A 15,865-nucleotide genomic window follows, 5' to 3' on the forward strand; every position below is an offset into this window, starting at 1 on the left:
CTCGCCGAACCGCCGTGTGCGCTGCTCGCGCACCGGTCGTGCCGCCGACATCGCCGTGACGTCGAGCCCCAGCCGAACGAGGAGATCCCCCCGTGCCCAGATCCGTCCGCCCAGCGCGGGCTCGAGTGCTGCTTGCCGTGAGTCTGTCGGCAATGGCTGTGCTCGCGGCCTGTGGGCAAGGTCCAGAGACAGGTGACGGAAACTCCACCGGCGTCGCGGCGTCCCCCGGGGATTACGCGACTGGCGGTGTCATCGAGTACGGACACGAGCAGGAACCACCGTGCATCCACGGCGGCTGGGTGCAGAACGCCTACCTGGCGCGACAGTACCTCGACAACCTCGTGTCTCTCGACGACTCGGGAAAGCCGGTGCCGTGGTTGGCCACCAGCTGGGAGATCTCGCCCGATCGACTGACCTACACCTTCCACCTGAAGCCCGACGTCCACTTCACCGATGGCACCGTTCTCGATGCCGCGGCGGTCAAGACGAACTTCGACGCCTACCTCGACCCGGACAAGCCGAACGGCACCGTCAACGCCTACATCGGCCAGTACTATGCGGGTGGTGAGGCGGTCGATCGCAACACCTTTGCGCTGCACCTGAAGTCGCCGTACAGCCCGCTGCTCACCGTCCTCACCCAGGGATACTTCGGCATCCAATCAGCGACCGCCCTTGCGCGGGGTGCCCAGGCCAACTGTTCCAAACCGGTCGGATCGGGACCGTTCATCATCGATCGATGGGACCGCAACCGCAGCATCACCTTCTTGCGCAACCCGGATTACAACTCGGCGCCGGCGAACGCGAAGCATCAGGGCCCGGCATACGTCGACAAGGTGATCTGGAAGTTCCTCAAGGACCCGGTATTGCGGTACGGCTCACTGACCAGCGGATCGTCGGATGTCATCTACAACGTGCCCGCGATCAACTGGGCCGACGCGGCCAGGCGATTCCAGACCCGCCAGTACGTGACACCGGGACGGCCGAACGCGATAACCCTCAACGCCGACCACGCACCGTTCGACGATGTCCGGGTCCGACAGGCATTTGCCTACTCGGCCGACCGTGAGAAGGCTGTCGAGACAGCGTATCTCGGTGTGGTGCCGTACAACCCGAACGGAGCGCTGAGCCAGAGCACGCCCGACTACGACGCGACCGCAGGCGCCTACGTGCGGGATCCGGCGAAGGCCGCCGCCCTCCTCGACCAGGCCGGGTGGAGCCAGCGCGCCGACGACGGCGTGCGGGTAAAGGACGGCCGGCGCCTGAGTGCGCGGGTCGTCTACGCCGCGGACGCCATCATCGGTCCGGAAGGGTCAGCAATCCTGCAGGACATCGCCTTTCAGGCTCGCCAGGTCGGGTTCGACATCCAGCTGGTACCCGCGACGCAGAGCGAGTACTTCGGGGGCCAGTACGCCAAGGCGCCGACTTATGACGCCTACGTCGGTTACTGGACCAGCCCGACGCCCGGGCTGTTGTACATCAACTGGCGGCAACGTCTGGACGACAATCCGAATCCGTACAACAACGCCTTCTACAACGACCCGGCTCTGCAGGGTCTGATCGAGAAGGCGAACAGCTCGGCCGATCCTGCCGAGCAGCAGAAGCTCTACGGCGACGCTCAGCAGCTGATCGGTGACAAGGCTCTCGCGATCGGGCTGTACACCCAGACGACCTCGATCGCGAGTTCGCCTCGGCTGCACGATGTCTGGATCGAGAAATCCCAAGGTGAACCGGTCTTCTCGGATGCGAGGTTCGTGCGATGACGACAGTGGTCGATTCTACGGCGACCGGCGGCAACCGCGTGCCGGCCCTGCCTCGACGCCGACGGGGCGGCGCCGGTGCAGGGTGGTTGCGGTGGCTCGGCAAGCTGGGGTCCGCGATCTTCGTACTCTGGGCGGCGGCCACCATCACCTGCCTGCTCCAGGTGCTCGCGCCCGGCGATCGGGCGACGCTGCTGCTCAACCTGTCGTCGGGGGAGAGCCGTGAGCGGACTCCCGACGAGATCGCACCCGTCAACGAGCAGTACGGGTTCACCGAATCCATCTGGCAGCAGTACCTGCACTATCTGCAAGGCCTTCTACATGGCGACCTCGGCACGTCTTTCCAACTGCAGCAACCGGTCACGCAGATCATCGCCGAGCAGATCGGGCCCACCCTGGTGCTGACTGTCAGTGCGTTGGTGGTCGCATGGCTGCTGGTGTTGGCGACCACGACCCTGACCGCGGGGCGGCGGGGACCGTTCGGTGCACTCGGCGCGTTCCTGGAGACGGTGAGTGCCGGTCTGCCCCAGTACTGGCTGGGGTCGATCCTGCTCGTGGTCTTCGCGATCGACCTCGCGTGGTTCCCGGTGGAGAGCGGCACCGGACTGCGGGGGCTGGTCCTGCCGGTCCTGACCCTGGCGATCCCGCTGGCCGGATTCCTGGGCAGCATCGCCCGTGACGAGTTCGCCAGGGCGCTGGACCAGCCGTTTGTCCTCACCGCTCGCAGCCGAGGGCTCGGCGATCTATCCGTTCGGGCTCGTCATGTGTTGCGGCACTCGGTGATACCGGCAGTGACGGTGTCCGGATGGGCGATGGGTGCACTGCTCTCCGGCGCGGTCATCGCGGAGACGGTCTTCGCCCGCGCCGGAATCGGTCAGACGCTCGTGGCGGCAGCCAGTTCCCGCGACGTACCGCTCGTGAGCGGCATCGTCGTGCTGGTCGCCGCGATCTACACCATCGCCAACCTGGTGGTGGATTTCCTCTACACCGTCATCGACCCCCGGATCGAGATCCCATGACCGCCCTGTCGCCGACCCCCGCCGCCACGTCCTCGCCCGCACAGCGCCGGGGTCGTCGGTGGCCGTTTCCTCCGACCGTCACCGCAGCTCTTGTGGTGCTTGTCGTGCTGCTCGTGGCAACGGTGGTCCCGGCGCTCCTCGCGCCGTACGATCCGCTCGCGGTGAATCTCGACGCTACCCTCACGCCGCCGAGTTGGGCCCATCCGTTCGGTACCGACCTGTCGGGGCGAGACCTGTTGAGCCGAATCATCTTCGGCACTCGTCAATCCCTCGCCATCGGATTCGGCGCCGTCGCATTGGCATTGGTCCTCGCCGTGCTGCTCGGCGTCGCCGCGGGACTCTCGGGCCGCGTCGCGCAGGCCTTGGCGAACCGGTGGATCGACGTGATGTTCGCATTCCCGACCATCCTGCTCGGACTGCTCCTCACCTCCGTGTTCGGCCCGGGGTCGTCCACGCTCATCTTCGCGATCGGGATCGGGATCGCGCCCGGGTACGCCCGGATCGTGCGGGGCCAGGTGTTGACCGTGCGCAACGCGCCATACGTCGAGGCGGCCACCGCACTCGGACATTCACGCCCCCGAATCCTGTTCCAGCACATCGCCCCCAATGCGCTCCGTCCGATGATCGTCACCGCAACCCTCGGGATCGGGCAGGCCATCATCTGGGCCTCGGGATTGGCGTATCTGGGTCTCGGTGTGGCGCCGCCGGCTCCGGAATGGGGCGCTCTGCTCGATGCCGGGCGCACCTACATCACCGTCGCGTGGTGGCTGGAGATCTTCCCCGGGCTGATCATCGTGGTCGTGGCCCTTGCATTCACCACCGTGGGTCGTCACCTGGGCGCCCGACTGGAAGGAACCATCCGATGAGCACACTGTTGACCGACGAGTCCACCGCGACCCTCGAGACGACGCCGCTCGCCGAGGTCCGTGACCTACGCGTCGCCTTCGACGGCCGGGAGGTGGTCAAGGGAGTGTCGTTCAGTGTTGCCGCAGGCGAATGCCTCGCCATCGTCGGCGAATCCGGATCGGGCAAATCGGTGACAGCGCGCACCCTCATCGGACTGACCGGGGATCGCGCGCAGATCGATTCAGGCTCCATCACGTTCGATGGGCGGTCGCTCGTCGGCCTGACCGACCGACAGTGGCGGCAGGTGCGCGGCCGGGAGATCGGCTTCGTCCTGCAGGATGCCCTCGTGTCGCTCGATCAGCTGCGGACCGTCGGCAGCGAGATCGCCGAGGCGTGGAGTGCGCATCACGGCGTCCGGTTCGGAGGCGCCGCTCTGCGCCGCGCCGAACGGGAGGAGAAGGTCGTCGAACTGTTGAGTCTGGTCGGCGTGCCCGAGCCACGTGTGCGCGCGGGTCAGCGTCCGCACGAACTGTCCGGCGGATTGCGGCAGCGGGCGCTGATCGCGTCGGCCCTGGCGCAGGACCCGAAGTTGCTGATCGCCGACGAGCCGACCACCGCTCTCGACGCCACCGTCCAGGCGCAGATCCTGGATGTGTTGGCCGGCGCCAAGAAGCGGGGTAACGCGGTGATCCTCATCTCGCACGACCTCGCCGTCGTGTCCCGGCTGGCCGACCGGGTCGCGGTGATGCGGGACGGGGAGATCGTGGAATACGGGCCGGTCTCCGACATCCTCGTACGGCCCGCCCACGAGTACACCCGCAACCTGCTGGCATCCGTGCCGTCGCGGACATCCAAGGGAACCCTGCTCACCAGCGGTGAGACGCTGCCCGACCCGCCCGTAGCGGTGGCGTCGTCGGATCAGCCACCGGCGCTGCGCGTCCGGGAGCTGCGAAAGTCCTTCGTGGCCAAGGACAAGTCCGCCCGCGCGGCCGTGCGCGACGTGAGCTTCGACCTGGCCCCCGGCCGCACGCTGGGTATCGTCGGGGAGTCCGGCTCCGGCAAGACCACCACCGCACGGATCGTGCTTGGCCTCACCGCACCGGACTCCGGCACCGTCGAACTGAACGGCCGCCCGTGGAGCGCGCTGAACGATGCCGATCGCCGCACGAACCGCCACCAGATCTCGGTGATCTACCAGGATCCGCTGAGCTCCTTTGATCCCCGGTGGAACGTCGAACGAATACTGCGCGACAGCCTGCGTTCACGCGCCCTCCGCGGCGCGGCCGTCGACGAGCGGGTGTCGGAACTGCTGGATCACGTCGGGTTGTCGGATGAGTTCCGGCGCCGTCACCCGCTGTATCTGTCCGGCGGCCAGCGACAGAGGGTGGCGATCGCCCGGGCCCTCGCACCAGAACCATCGGTGATCGTGTGCGACGAGCCCGTCTCGGCCCTGGATGTGTCGATCCAGGCGCGCATCCTCGATCTGCTCGCGCGGCTGCAGGCGGAAACCGGTGTCGCGCTGGTGTTCATCTCGCACGATCTCGGGGTGATCCATCACGTCGCCGACGACATCCTGGTGATGCGCGACGGTGACGTGGTCGAGTACGGCGGTGCCGACAAGGTCTTCGGCGAACCGGAGCATCCGTACACCCGCGAACTCCTCGCCGCCGTCCCGACCATCGACGCCGACCAACTCGTCGCCTGACCCACCTCGTCGATCGGTCCCAGTTCCTCGCCGACAGCAACGCGCATCTCGCCGATCGGGCAGACCTCCGCATACCGCGCCCGCTAGACCCCGCGTCTGGCACCACCATCACCCCACGGCTCCGTTGACCGCACTATGCGGCCAACGGACCTGTGGGGTGATGCTCATGGCACCTCCGCCGGGGCCGGGCAAAGTCCTCCGTCGATCGTGCGCAGTTTCTCGCCGATCGGGCACAGATCCGCGCCGATCGTGCGCACGTCTACGCCGACCGTGCCTATCCGTCGAGCGTGGTGAGGATGTCGCGCAGGGCCCGCTGCTGCTCGACGTCGAGTCTGCCGATGAGGTGCCGTTCGACGGCGTCGTGAAGTGCACGTTGTTTGTCGACCATGAGGTCCTCGCCTGCCGGCGCGAGCGACACCTCGACGCCGTTGCGTAGCCGCTCACGGGTGAGAAAACCACGCTTCTCCATACGCGTGAGGAGATGCGAGAGTCGGCTGCGGTCCCACCCGGTCGACGTGACGAGCGCATTCTGCCTCGCCGTCCCGCCTGCCTTGTTGAGGTGCACGAGCACCGTCAGTTCGGGTTCGGAGACCGAGTTCGCGGCCGTGACATCGTCGATCACGGCTGTGCGGATCACCTCGCTGGTCCGCTTCCAGAGGAGCCACAGCGCGACACCGGACTCGTCCCCATCTGTTGACATTTCTACACCTCGCTTCTACTGTTGACATTACAACACCCGCAATCGCCGCGCCAGATCAAGGCGCGCGGGAAGAAGGAACACATGTCACTCAACGAGGCAGAACGGCGACGCACCAGCGAGGAACTGCGGCGCAACGCCGAACTCACCGGCCTGACCCACGCCGCGATGGCAGCCGACCTCGGGTTCACGTCGGATCACCTGTACGGACTACTGGAGCTGTCCGGATCTCAGAATCCGGTCGACGTCTGGATGGTCCGGGACTACCTCGAGCAGGCCGTCCGCGACGCCGGGCGGGAGCCCGAGTCGTTCACCGTGCTCACGCCCCAGAGTCGGCGCATGGCGCGAATGTGGTTCCGGCTCCGACCGGCTCCGCGGCACGTCTTCGCCGCCTGATCCACCGAACTCCCATCCATCCAGCAACCGAATCGAGGACTCTGATGTCTGACACCAACTCCGTCTCAACCGCGTCCCACCCGGGCGGTACCGGGACCATCGGCGACCGATCGGTCGCCCGCGTCGGCTACGGCGCAATGCAATTGGAGCGACGACGCGACGACCGCGCAGCTGCCGTCGCGGTGATCCGGCGGGCGATCGAACTCGGTGTGAACCACATCGACACCGCGCAATTCTACGGAAACGGTTTCTCGAATGAGCTGATCCGCGAGGCCGTACGCCCAGACGACGGTGTCACCGTGGTCACCAAGGTGGGTGCCGACCCGAACCCGGACGGCCCGATGCCGATGCGAGCCGCGCAGCGTCCCGAAGAGCTCCGGGCGAGTGTCGAACACAACCTGCGCAGTCTCGGGCTCGATCAGATCCCGGTGGTGAATCTGCGACGCGTCGACGCCAGCGCTCCGATCCCCGTCTCGGCGGACCAGGTCGTCGACTTCGACGATCAGCTCGCCGCGATGGTCGCCATGCGCGACGAGGGTCTGATCGGCGGCATCGGACTGAGTACCGTCTCGATCGAGATGCTGCGCCAGGCGCTGCCTGCCGGCATCGCGTGCGTGCAGAACGCCTACAGTCTCGTGTCCCGCACCGACGACGACATGCTCGATCTGTGCACCGCCGAGGGCATCGCGTGGGTGCCGTACTTTCCGCTCGGCAGTGCGTTTCCCGGGATGCCGAAGGTGACCGACGAGGCCATCGTGGTGCAGGTCGCTCAGACCCTCGACGTCACGCCGTCGCAGGTCGGGCTCGCGTGGCTGCTGCACCGGGCTCCGAACATGTTGCTGATCCCGGGCACCTCATCGGTGGGCCATCTCGAAGAGAACGTCGCCGCCGGCTCGGTCGTGCTCGATGCGGACACGGTGGCCGCCCTCGACGGCGTGCCCCATCGTGAAGGTCAAATCGGCTGACACCGAGCGGTTCTCGGAACGCAGTCAGTTCCCACCCGCGTGCACCAGCACCGGCACCAACTGCTCGGCCGCCGTCCAGGCACCGTGATGGCCGGGCATGTTCACCTCCGGCGCCGGGTCGGCCAGGGTCCGGGTGATGATCGTTCTTCCCCGTGCCACGGCCACCAGGTCGCCGATCCGCTCGGCGACCACGTCGGTCACCTCAGCACCGAACCACTGTTCGTCCAGCACCTGTTCACGCGGCACCACGAACGCGTCGTCACCCAGGACGTCGGTCCAGAACGTGTGCACGTCGTCGCGAGCGCCGGGTCGTGTGTAGACGTGACGGACGCGCATCTCACCCGCCACCGCCTCGACACCCTTGAGCATCTCGTCTGTGGTGTCGATGTCGATTCGATTGTCCGCCTGGATCATCCCGTGATCTCCGGTCACCACCAAGGTGGCATCGCGGGGGAGATCCGACGCGATGTCGGCGACCAGGCGGTCCACCACACCCAACGTCTTCACCCACTGCGGCGAGCCGGGCCCGAAGAGGTGTCCGGCCGCATCGAGATCGGGCCAGTAGGCATAGATGAGACGATGATCCGGCGTGGACGGCGCCAGTGCGTCACCGATGCCGGCGAGGATGTCGGCAGGTATCTGCGCCCCGATGTACGTGCCCTCCACGCGGAAGGCGGCCCGGCTGAATCCCGACCCGCGGTATGCCGCAGGCATCACGTACGTCACGTCGACGCCGCGGTCGGCCATCTCGGCGAGGAGGCCTGGCTCCGGCTGGATCAGTTCCGGCACATACAGTCCCAGAGCCGAGCGTCCGTCGGATCGGTTGAAGGTCCAGCGTAACGCGTTGAGGGTCCGGCGTTTTGGTCCACGGGTTTCGTCCCGATCCGTGCGGAACGAGTAGCCGATGATGCCGTGGCTCCCGCAGGGTGCGCCGGCCATCAGGCTGGTGATGCTGGTCGCCGTCGTCGCGGGGAAGCCCGCGCGGATGGTGGCCGTCCGCATCGCCGTCAGCGTCGGCGCGACCTCGGCGTGGTCGTCGAGCAGGGTGGCGCCGAGACCGTCGATCAGGAGCAGCACGACGTCTTTGCTCGAGGGGATCGGAACGGTCGACGTCGGGCTCTGCTGGAAGGCGTCGTCGATCGCCGGTAGCACGTCGGCGAGCGTCGCAAAGCTGCTCCATTGCAGAGGATGGAGCTCGTCCGACGATTCACTCACAACGACACGGTATCCGCATTTCTTGTGGACAACCCGGGCGCATCGGCTTGCCGCGTCGGCTACTCGCCCTAGCCTGGGTGCATGCCCGATTTCGATCCCCTGCACGAGGCGGCGAGCGACCTGCTCGTCGATTTCGACATGGCAACCGTCGACCGGGGGTCCGACTACGCCGACGACGGCCGGATCATCGGGATGAGCTGGTCACCGGACGACCTGGCGCTGACCGGCCGATGCCGAGGATCCGGCGGTCAGGTGTACGAGACCACAGCCGTCTTCAACGCACTGGAGACCTCACGCTCCCTCGACTTCACCGAGTGTTCGTGTCCGGTCGGATTCATGTGCAAGCACGGCGTGGCGCTGGTGCTGACCGCGCTGCAGGTCGAGAGCACGACCGAACCACAGACCGACGTCGGCGAGCTCGCGCCCATCAGCAGGCTCCCCGCCCAGTGGCGCACCACCTTGGGTGCGTTTGTCCACGAGGAACCGAAGACGGCGCCCGTCGACATCGGTATCCTCGTCGAACTGCCGCCGAAGAAACGGTGGGCGCCCAATCCCGCGCCAACGTTACGGCTGGTCAAACAGGGTAAGCGCGGCAGATGGGTGAGGAAGGGCATCAGCTGGCGAACGGTGGCCCGACGAGCCGGCGGCCTGCCGCTCGCCCCGGAGCACCCGGAGTTCGAATCGGGGCAGCTGCGCGCAGTGGTCGCAATGGCGCGCGCCTACGTCAACACCGGGGTCCACGATGACCAGATGGCGCTCGGCTGGGCGCCGAACGACATCTGGGAACTGGTGGCTGCAGCCCACGACGCCGGGGTGGCCTTGCTCGCCGACCCGTCGACCGGTGCCACCTACGTCGACCTCTTCGCCGGCGCGCGGATCGCGTTCCGTATCACCCGTACCGACGACGGCGCCCTCGTCTCCCCGTATCTCCAGGTCGATCACGACAACTGGCACGATTCACCCGTGGGCTTGATCGGTACGCCTGTCCCACATGGTGCATTCACCGTCGACGAGGACGTCTTGCTGATGGGTCCGTTCGAGGCGCCGTCCGACCGCCGGGCACTCGAGGAGCTCGTGTCCACCGGTGGCGTGGTGATCCCCGACGCCGATCTCGACGAGTTCGTCGCGGACCTGCTGCCGTCACTCGCCGCGACGGTCCCGGTCGACATCGAAGACGGTGCCATCACCCCGCCGACCATCGTCGGGCCGACGCCATTGCTCACCATCCGAGTCGGTGAACAGGCATCGCAGGTGGACTGGCGGATCAGCTATCGCATCAACGAGCGGCGACGCGTCTTCGACACCGCCGACCCGGTGGCAGCGAGCAGCATCCGCAACGCCGAAGACGAAGCGCAGGCGTGGAAGGACGCACGAGTCGCGATGGAACTCGTCGCCTGTCGATGCACGCGGTGGCAGACGCAGGCGGCACGTCTGGTCAACCAGTCGCTACGGTCCGGAGCGCGAACCGACGACGGCGACCTCGACGCCGTCGTTGCCGACGACGTTGTCTCCGCGGTCCGGCAGGCCGGCACCGATCTCCTGCGCCGTACCTTCACCTACTCGCTCATCGACACCGCCGTCCTGGTCGGCGAGCTGGTGCCCGAACTCGGTGACGGCATCGAGGTCGAGGTGATCGGTGACCTCGTCGATTTCCGCCCGGCGCAAGAGGAGCCGGAGATCGTCATCAGCGAGGACACCAGCCCGGCCGGCAACGATTGGCTGAACCTCCGGATCACCATCGAGGTCGACGGCCGTGAGGTCCCGCTCGGCGACGTCATCCGGGCACTCGCCGCCAACGCGACCCACCTGCTCCTGCCCGACGGCACCTACTTTCCGCTCGACAGCGCCGAGCTACGGCGACTCACCGAGCTCATCCGCGAGGCGCAGGACCTCGGCGAGATCGAGAACGGCCTCGTCAAGCGCAACACCTACAACGCGACCCTCTGGGAGGAACTGCTCGGCCTCGGTGTCGTCGACGACCAACTGGCCGAATGGCATTCGCGGGTAAGACGCCTCGCCGAGGCCACTCTGCCCGCGCGCATGGGTCCGCCTGCGGGGCTGCGCGCCGACCTACGTGACTATCAGCATGACGGACTCGACTGGCTGAGGTTCTTGTGGCAGAACAGGATCGGTGGCATCCTCGCCGACGACATGGGGCTCGGCAAGACTGTGCAGGCCCTCGCCCTGATCGCCGAGGCGACGGCCGAGCAGCCGTCCGGGTGCTTCCTGGTCGTCGCGCCGACCAGTGTCGTCGGTAACTGGGTCAGCGAGGCGCACAAATTCGTACCCGCCCTGGAGGCGGTCGCGGTGACCGCCACCGAGGCCAAGAGCGGTATCGACTTCGCCGAACAGGTCGGTGGCGCGCACATCGTGGTGACCTCGTACACGTTGCTCCGCCTGCAATTCGACAAGATCAACCAATTCCGTTGGACTGGAGTGATCTTCGACGAGGCTCAGTTCGTGAAGAATCACAAGAGCAAGACCCACCAGTGTGCGCGTCGCCTCGGCGCCGAGATGAAACTTGCCATCACCGGCACGCCGATGGAGAACAACCTGATGGAGCTGTGGTCGCTGCTCTCCCTGACCGCGCCCGGCCTGTTCCCTTCGCCCAACACCTTCGGGGAGTACTACCGCAAACCGATCGAATCCGGCGAGCATCCCGAGCGGCTCGACGGCCTGCGCCGACGCATCCGTCCGGTGATGTTGCGCCGCACAAAGAACCAGGTCGTCGCCGACCTGCCGGCCAAACAGGAGCAGGTGCTGGCCGTCGACCTGACCGCCAAACACGAGCACATCTACCAGGCCAGGCTCAACCGGGAGCGCCAGCGGGTCCTCGGTCTGCTGGGGGACTGGGAGGAGAACCGCTTCGCCATCTTCCGATCGCTGACGATGATGCGGCAGCTGAGTCTGCACGCGGGACTTGTCGACGAGAAGGACCTCGGTGTGGCGTCCGCCAAGATCGACTACCTCGCCGAACAGCTGCCCGAACTGATCGCCGAAGGCCATGCCGCCCTGGTCTTCAGCCAGTTCACCGGGTTCCTCGGGCTCATCCGCGAACGCCTCGACGGTCTCGGCATCGCCTACAGCTACCTCGACGGGTCGATGAGCGCGAAGCAACGCACCACCGCGATCGACCAGTTCAGCAGTGGCCACACCAAGGTATTCCTGATCAGCCTCAAGGCCGGTGGCTTCGGTCTGAACCTCACCGAGGCCGATTACTGCTTCGTCTGCGACCCGTGGTGGAACCCCGCCGCCGAGGCTCAGGCCGTCGATCGGACCCATCGCATCGGCCAGACCCGGCCGGTCACCGTGTACCGGCTGGTGTCCAAGGGGACCATCGAGGAGAAGGTCGTCGAGTTGCAGGACAAGAAGCGTGCGCTGTTCGACGCCGTCGTCGACGACGGCGATCTGTTCGGTACGGTGATCAGCCCCGACGACGTGCGGGCGATGCTGGGGGACACGTGACCGTTCCGGCCGCACCTTCAGTATCCGGCCGCACTTTCGGCTCGAAGCCGGAATCCGAAGGTGCGGCCAGAACCACGCCATCGGACAGCGCCCGCGCGCTGCGCCGCGCGTGACTGTCGTCGTCGTACCACTCGAACCAGGGAAAGCGGTGTCGCCGGTACTCGTTGATCGTCAGTGGTGGGTGATGGGGTTCCCCGCCCGTGAGTTCTTTCCACGCAACCGAATTGACGATGCGCAGGACGGCGCCGGATCGGGCGGTCGGATGCCAGTTCTCGCGTGGTTCGACGGGTGTCGCGATGGACCGGGTGAGCGACCCGGCCGCGCTCAGACCCATGCTGCCGGTCAGGGACGCGCCCCACGCATCCACCTCGGGAACCATTTCGGCGCTGCATCGATTCGGGTCGATTCGCCGCGCCTCCCAGAGCTCCCCGCGCAACGGGATGACCTCGATGCGGACGGTGCCGTCGTCGGCGTCGGCGACGTGCTCTGTGGTCGACTGTCCATCCGCGGCGGGGACGGCGACGAACTGACGGACCGTCGAAGCGTCGGTCCGGAATCCATCGAGCCTCGGCTGATTCGGGACCTCGAAATAGTCTTCCGCGTCAAAATCGGGATCATCAGAGAACGCCTGACCGGTCACGGCGTTCACTCCACCCACTCCGATCCGCACGAGGAAGGGGTACACGGACGCGAAGTTGACCCACGCCGCCTCCGATTGCCACATCGGGAGCAGCACGTCGGCGGTGTGCCATCCGGTCGAGTGGATGCGGGGCCCGAGGTGGCCTCCGGAGAGCAGGTCGAAGGAGCCGAGTCCGGGCGGCAGCGGATGAGTGGTGTCGTAGTCGGGCACTCGCAGTGTGCGTACGAACTCGATGTACAACTCGGCGTCGGCGTGAACCTCGGGGAAGGAGAACGCGAGGGTGTCATGGGAGACGGTGACTGCCATGGGTCTCCAGTCGTCGGCAATGACAGCACGATATGGAGCGGGTCCGACAAGTTCGGGGCTGGCTCCACAGTGCTCGGGCGGGGCGCATCGTCACGGACGAGCATTCGCGTCACGCCTTGGCCAGAAGATCGGGGCAATCGCACGATGCGTTACACCGGCGCGATCTTCTGCTCATTTGTTTACCCCCAGTCGCCCGTCGTGGACGGTAGATTCCTTGCCATGCTCGATCACGTCGCCCTGCAGTGCGCCGACCCCGGCGGTGCCGCCGACTTCTACACCACGGTGTTCGCTGCCGTCGGCGTGCGCAAGGCCATGCGGTATCAGCGCGACGGCGGCCCGGTGATCGGACTCTCCGGCGCCGACGGCTTCCCGCGCCTCTGGGTAGGTCCGCTCGACGACACCGGACACCGCCCCATCCATCTGGCCCTCACGGCCCCGAGCCGTGAGGCCGTCGACGATGTGTTCGCCGCGGCCAAGGCCGCGAACGCGACGATTCTGCACGAGCCCCGCGTCTGGCCCGAATATCACCCGAACTACTACGGGGTGTTCCTACGCGACCTCGACGGCAACAACGTCGAAGCAGTGCATCACGGGTTCGACGACTGACGACGGGTTCGTCTCAAGCAAACTGCCAGGAAGAGTCGATGGCACCGCAAGGTTGCCACCGCATTGTTGTGGGTGTCAGAGCGAGCCGGCACCCGCCGGATCAGAGAGAACGGGCGCATCGATGCCGACCCCCACCAACAACCGCAAGAACACACCCGCCGCCCCGCAGCATCGTCGCCGGCGCGTGCGCAAGTTCGATCAGCGCACCCGCCGCTGGAACTGGGTGTGGCAGTGATCTGACCCGGACTTGCATCCCTGCCGCAGTCTGTTCGGGTCACGCAGTCAGGGCGGTCTATCCCGCCGACTCCCGACTCTCCGCTTGCCATGTCACCGTCACCGGAATCTGATCGTCCCAGGGCTGCCGGGTGACGAGGTCGGACACCTTCACGAATCCCCGCTCGAACTCGCCGACTGCCGGGTCGACGAGCCGGTACTCCTGCGTCTGCCGGTGGATCGGCTGCGCGTCGAGGATCACGATCCGCACCTCACCCGGCTCGAACCGGCAGTGCCGCTGCAACGACGCGATCAGTTGCTCGTTGCACATGTGGCCGTCACCGAAGTTCCAGCCCATCGCCGTGCTGGTGATCCGCTCACCGTCCGTCAGCACGAAGCCTGACTCTTCACAGCCGGCCATCGCCCGATGCGCGAGCGTGAACAACGCCCGACCGTGACTGTTGAACGAGCGGAACGCATATCCCATGTAGAGCGGGATCTGCGCTGCTTCCGCGCTGCCGTAGAAACGCTCGAGTTGTGCGGCCGGCATCGACGCGATCGCGACGATTCCGCTCTCGATCTTCGCGGATGCTGCGGGGGTGAGGCACCAGAGGCTGGTGTCCCAGTTCCCGGCGTAGTACCGCATACCCGGCAGGAAGGAGACCTTGCGTGGCATCAGGTTTCCGATGATCACGGTGCCCGCCGACACGAGGAACAGCAGGATCGGCCAGACGGACTGGAGGTCGGTGAGCCCGATGTCGGAGTGACCGACGAACAGCGCCACCACACCGAACATCATGAAGACGTTCCACTCCAGCGGCACACCCATCGGGATCGACGACAGGATGCCGAAATGGAAGATCAACATGATGATCGCCGCGACCGCAGTCAGCCAGCCGCCGCCCGAGAAGAACAGGACAATCGGGACGAGACCTTCGACGGCGGTGGAGAAGTGGGCGATCCACCGCGACCGCCGTCCGGGCCGCAGGTCCTCGGGGAAATCCTCGAAGAACTTCCGCTTGATCTTCGGTGACCGCCAGATCGGATTGTTCGACATCATCGTCGAGATCACGAACGGGAAGTGCTTGTTGAGCTTCGACGTTGCCGCGCCCATCCAGATGACGAGGAAGATGAGCTTGGCGCCGAGAATCATGTCGACGCCGGCGAACAGGAACGTGACGGTCAACGCGCCGTACACCTCTCCGCGAGCGGCCAGGAAGATCGTCTTGTCGCGCAGACCTGCCGCAGCGAGCAGTACCACGATGGTCCAGATCTCCCAGTCGGGCAACACGCCGACGGTGGTGTCGAGTTCCGGGATCGCACCCGTACCCGAGCTGAACAGCGCGACCACCAGCGTCACCAGCAGCGCCGCGTACAGCAGCACGTCGATCGGTTGCCGCGAGTCCCCCTTGGTCAGCGGAATGCGATTCGGCCATGGTGGCTGACGAATAGTCTTGGGCCGCAACCAATACAGTATCGAGCCCATCGGCGGGAAGAATCGGTTGTTCAGCGGTCCGAATCCGCAGCCGAGGCCGACGACCTCGAACAGCATCGTGTAGAGCACGACCTTCTGGAAGACGATCGGCTCGTTGTACCAACTCGTCACATCGAAGAAGCCGTCGATGCCGGGCGTGGTGATGACCACCGCCCATGCGATCAGGATGTAGAGCGCGATCTTCACGACGTAGAACAGGTGCAACGCGACCGGCGTCCCGAAACCCACCTCGGCCCAGTGCCGGGCCATGGGCTTGATCTTCTCGGCCCGCGTGCCCTGACTCCAGGTCGGGAAGTCGATCTCGGGAGTGGTCTGCTTCAGGAATCCCATCGCTATCGCCCTCGTCACCTGTGCGTTTTGTCGCCGTGGCCGGGCTGGCCGGCATGTCGTGTGTCGAGGAGGGAGCCTAACAAACCAAGCAATTGCTTGGTAGCGGTTCGGCGATTGCTGCCGGCGGGTTGCGAGCGAAGCCCTCCTCTCGTCGGGACGTCTGCCTACGCTGAGACCGCCACACGTCAGCTTCACGTTCGTCGGCGAGGG

Annotated in this window: 12 protein-coding genes; 8 read left to right on the forward strand and 4 right to left on the reverse strand. The window is 66.3% G+C overall.

Translation table 11 applies throughout. The features are described 5' to 3' along the window. The first annotated feature begins 92 nt into the window (after positions 1-92). The 4 genes from ACLQ3I_RS05220 to ACLQ3I_RS05235 are packed head-to-tail and all read left to right on the forward strand — an operon-like array spanning position 93 to position 5,327. The gene (locus tag ACLQ3I_RS05220; RefSeq protein WP_425800299.1) at positions 93-1,760 is read left to right on the forward strand and encodes an ABC transporter substrate-binding protein; all 1,668 of its coding nucleotides are present in this window, start codon (positions 93-95) and stop codon (positions 1,758-1,760) included. Continuing rightward, positions 1,757-2,776, forward strand: coding sequence for an ABC transporter permease (locus ACLQ3I_RS05225; protein ID WP_425800301.1), 1,020 nt, complete (start codon positions 1,757-1,759; stop codon positions 2,774-2,776). The genes ACLQ3I_RS05220 and ACLQ3I_RS05225 overlap by 4 nt, the downstream gene beginning before the upstream one ends. Further along, positions 2,773-3,642: an ABC transporter permease gene (locus tag ACLQ3I_RS05230; RefSeq protein ID WP_425800303.1), complete on the forward strand. Its 870-nt coding sequence runs from the start codon at positions 2,773-2,775 to the stop codon at positions 3,640-3,642. The genes ACLQ3I_RS05225 and ACLQ3I_RS05230 overlap by 4 nt, the downstream gene beginning before the upstream one ends. Then, positions 3,639-5,327, forward strand: coding sequence for a dipeptide ABC transporter ATP-binding protein (locus ACLQ3I_RS05235; protein ID WP_425800305.1), 1,689 nt, complete (start codon positions 3,639-3,641; stop codon positions 5,325-5,327). Before ACLQ3I_RS05230 ends, ACLQ3I_RS05235 begins: the two co-directional genes overlap by 4 nt. A 274-nt stretch (positions 5,328-5,601) precedes the next feature. Here ACLQ3I_RS05235 and ACLQ3I_RS05240 read toward each other — a convergent pair whose 3' ends face one another. Continuing rightward, positions 5,602-6,027 (reverse strand): MarR family winged helix-turn-helix transcriptional regulator, encoded by a 426-nt coding sequence (locus ACLQ3I_RS05240; RefSeq protein WP_425800307.1) that lies wholly within the window; start codon positions 6,025-6,027, stop codon positions 5,602-5,604. Positions 6,028-6,108: 81 nt separating this feature from the next. On the opposite strand from ACLQ3I_RS05240, the gene ACLQ3I_RS05245 reads away from it, so the two are divergent. Both ACLQ3I_RS05245 and ACLQ3I_RS05250 read left to right on the forward strand, forming a co-directional pair. Then, on the forward strand, positions 6,109-6,420 hold the full coding sequence (locus tag ACLQ3I_RS05245; RefSeq protein ID WP_425800309.1) for a DUF2316 family protein: 312 nt from the start codon (positions 6,109-6,111) through the stop codon (positions 6,418-6,420). A gap of 44 nt (positions 6,421-6,464) precedes the next feature. Further along, the gene (locus tag ACLQ3I_RS05250) at positions 6,465-7,385 is read left to right on the forward strand and encodes an aldo/keto reductase (protein WP_425800311.1); all 921 of its coding nucleotides are present in this window, start codon (positions 6,465-6,467) and stop codon (positions 7,383-7,385) included. Positions 7,386-7,409: 24 nt separating this feature from the next. Here ACLQ3I_RS05250 and ACLQ3I_RS05255 read toward each other — a convergent pair whose 3' ends face one another. Beyond that, a complete protein-coding gene (locus ACLQ3I_RS05255; protein ID WP_425800313.1) occupies positions 7,410-8,600 on the reverse strand; it encodes an alkaline phosphatase family protein in 1,191 nt (396 codons plus the stop codon). Between the two features lie 81 nt (positions 8,601-8,681). Here ACLQ3I_RS05255 and ACLQ3I_RS05260 point away from each other — a divergent pair, with 81 nt between their 5' ends. Beyond that, a complete protein-coding gene (locus ACLQ3I_RS05260) occupies positions 8,682-12,065 on the forward strand; it encodes an SNF2-related protein (RefSeq protein ID WP_425800315.1) in 3,384 nt (1,127 codons plus the stop codon). Here ACLQ3I_RS05260 and ACLQ3I_RS05265 read toward each other — a convergent pair. Then, on the reverse strand, positions 12,025-13,011 hold the full coding sequence (locus ACLQ3I_RS05265; RefSeq protein WP_425800317.1) for a hypothetical protein: 987 nt from the start codon (positions 13,009-13,011) through the stop codon (positions 12,025-12,027). The genes ACLQ3I_RS05260 and ACLQ3I_RS05265 overlap by 41 nt on opposite strands. A gap of 219 nt (positions 13,012-13,230) precedes the next feature. On the opposite strand from ACLQ3I_RS05265, the gene ACLQ3I_RS05270 reads away from it, so the two are divergent. Beyond that, a complete protein-coding gene (locus tag ACLQ3I_RS05270) occupies positions 13,231-13,617 on the forward strand; it encodes a VOC family protein (RefSeq protein WP_425800319.1) in 387 nt (128 codons plus the stop codon). 292 nt (positions 13,618-13,909) lie between these two features. Here ACLQ3I_RS05270 and ACLQ3I_RS05275 read toward each other — a convergent pair whose 3' ends face one another. After that, complete coding sequence (locus ACLQ3I_RS05275; protein ID WP_425800321.1) at positions 13,910-15,655, reverse strand: DUF3556 domain-containing protein; 1,746 nt, start codon at positions 15,653-15,655, stop codon at positions 13,910-13,912. Positions 15,656-15,865 lie beyond the last annotated feature (210 nt).

It is taken from the genome of Gordonia sp. DT101, assembly GCF_049844895.1.
GTDB lineage: Bacteria > Actinomycetota > Actinomycetes > Mycobacteriales > Mycobacteriaceae > Gordonia.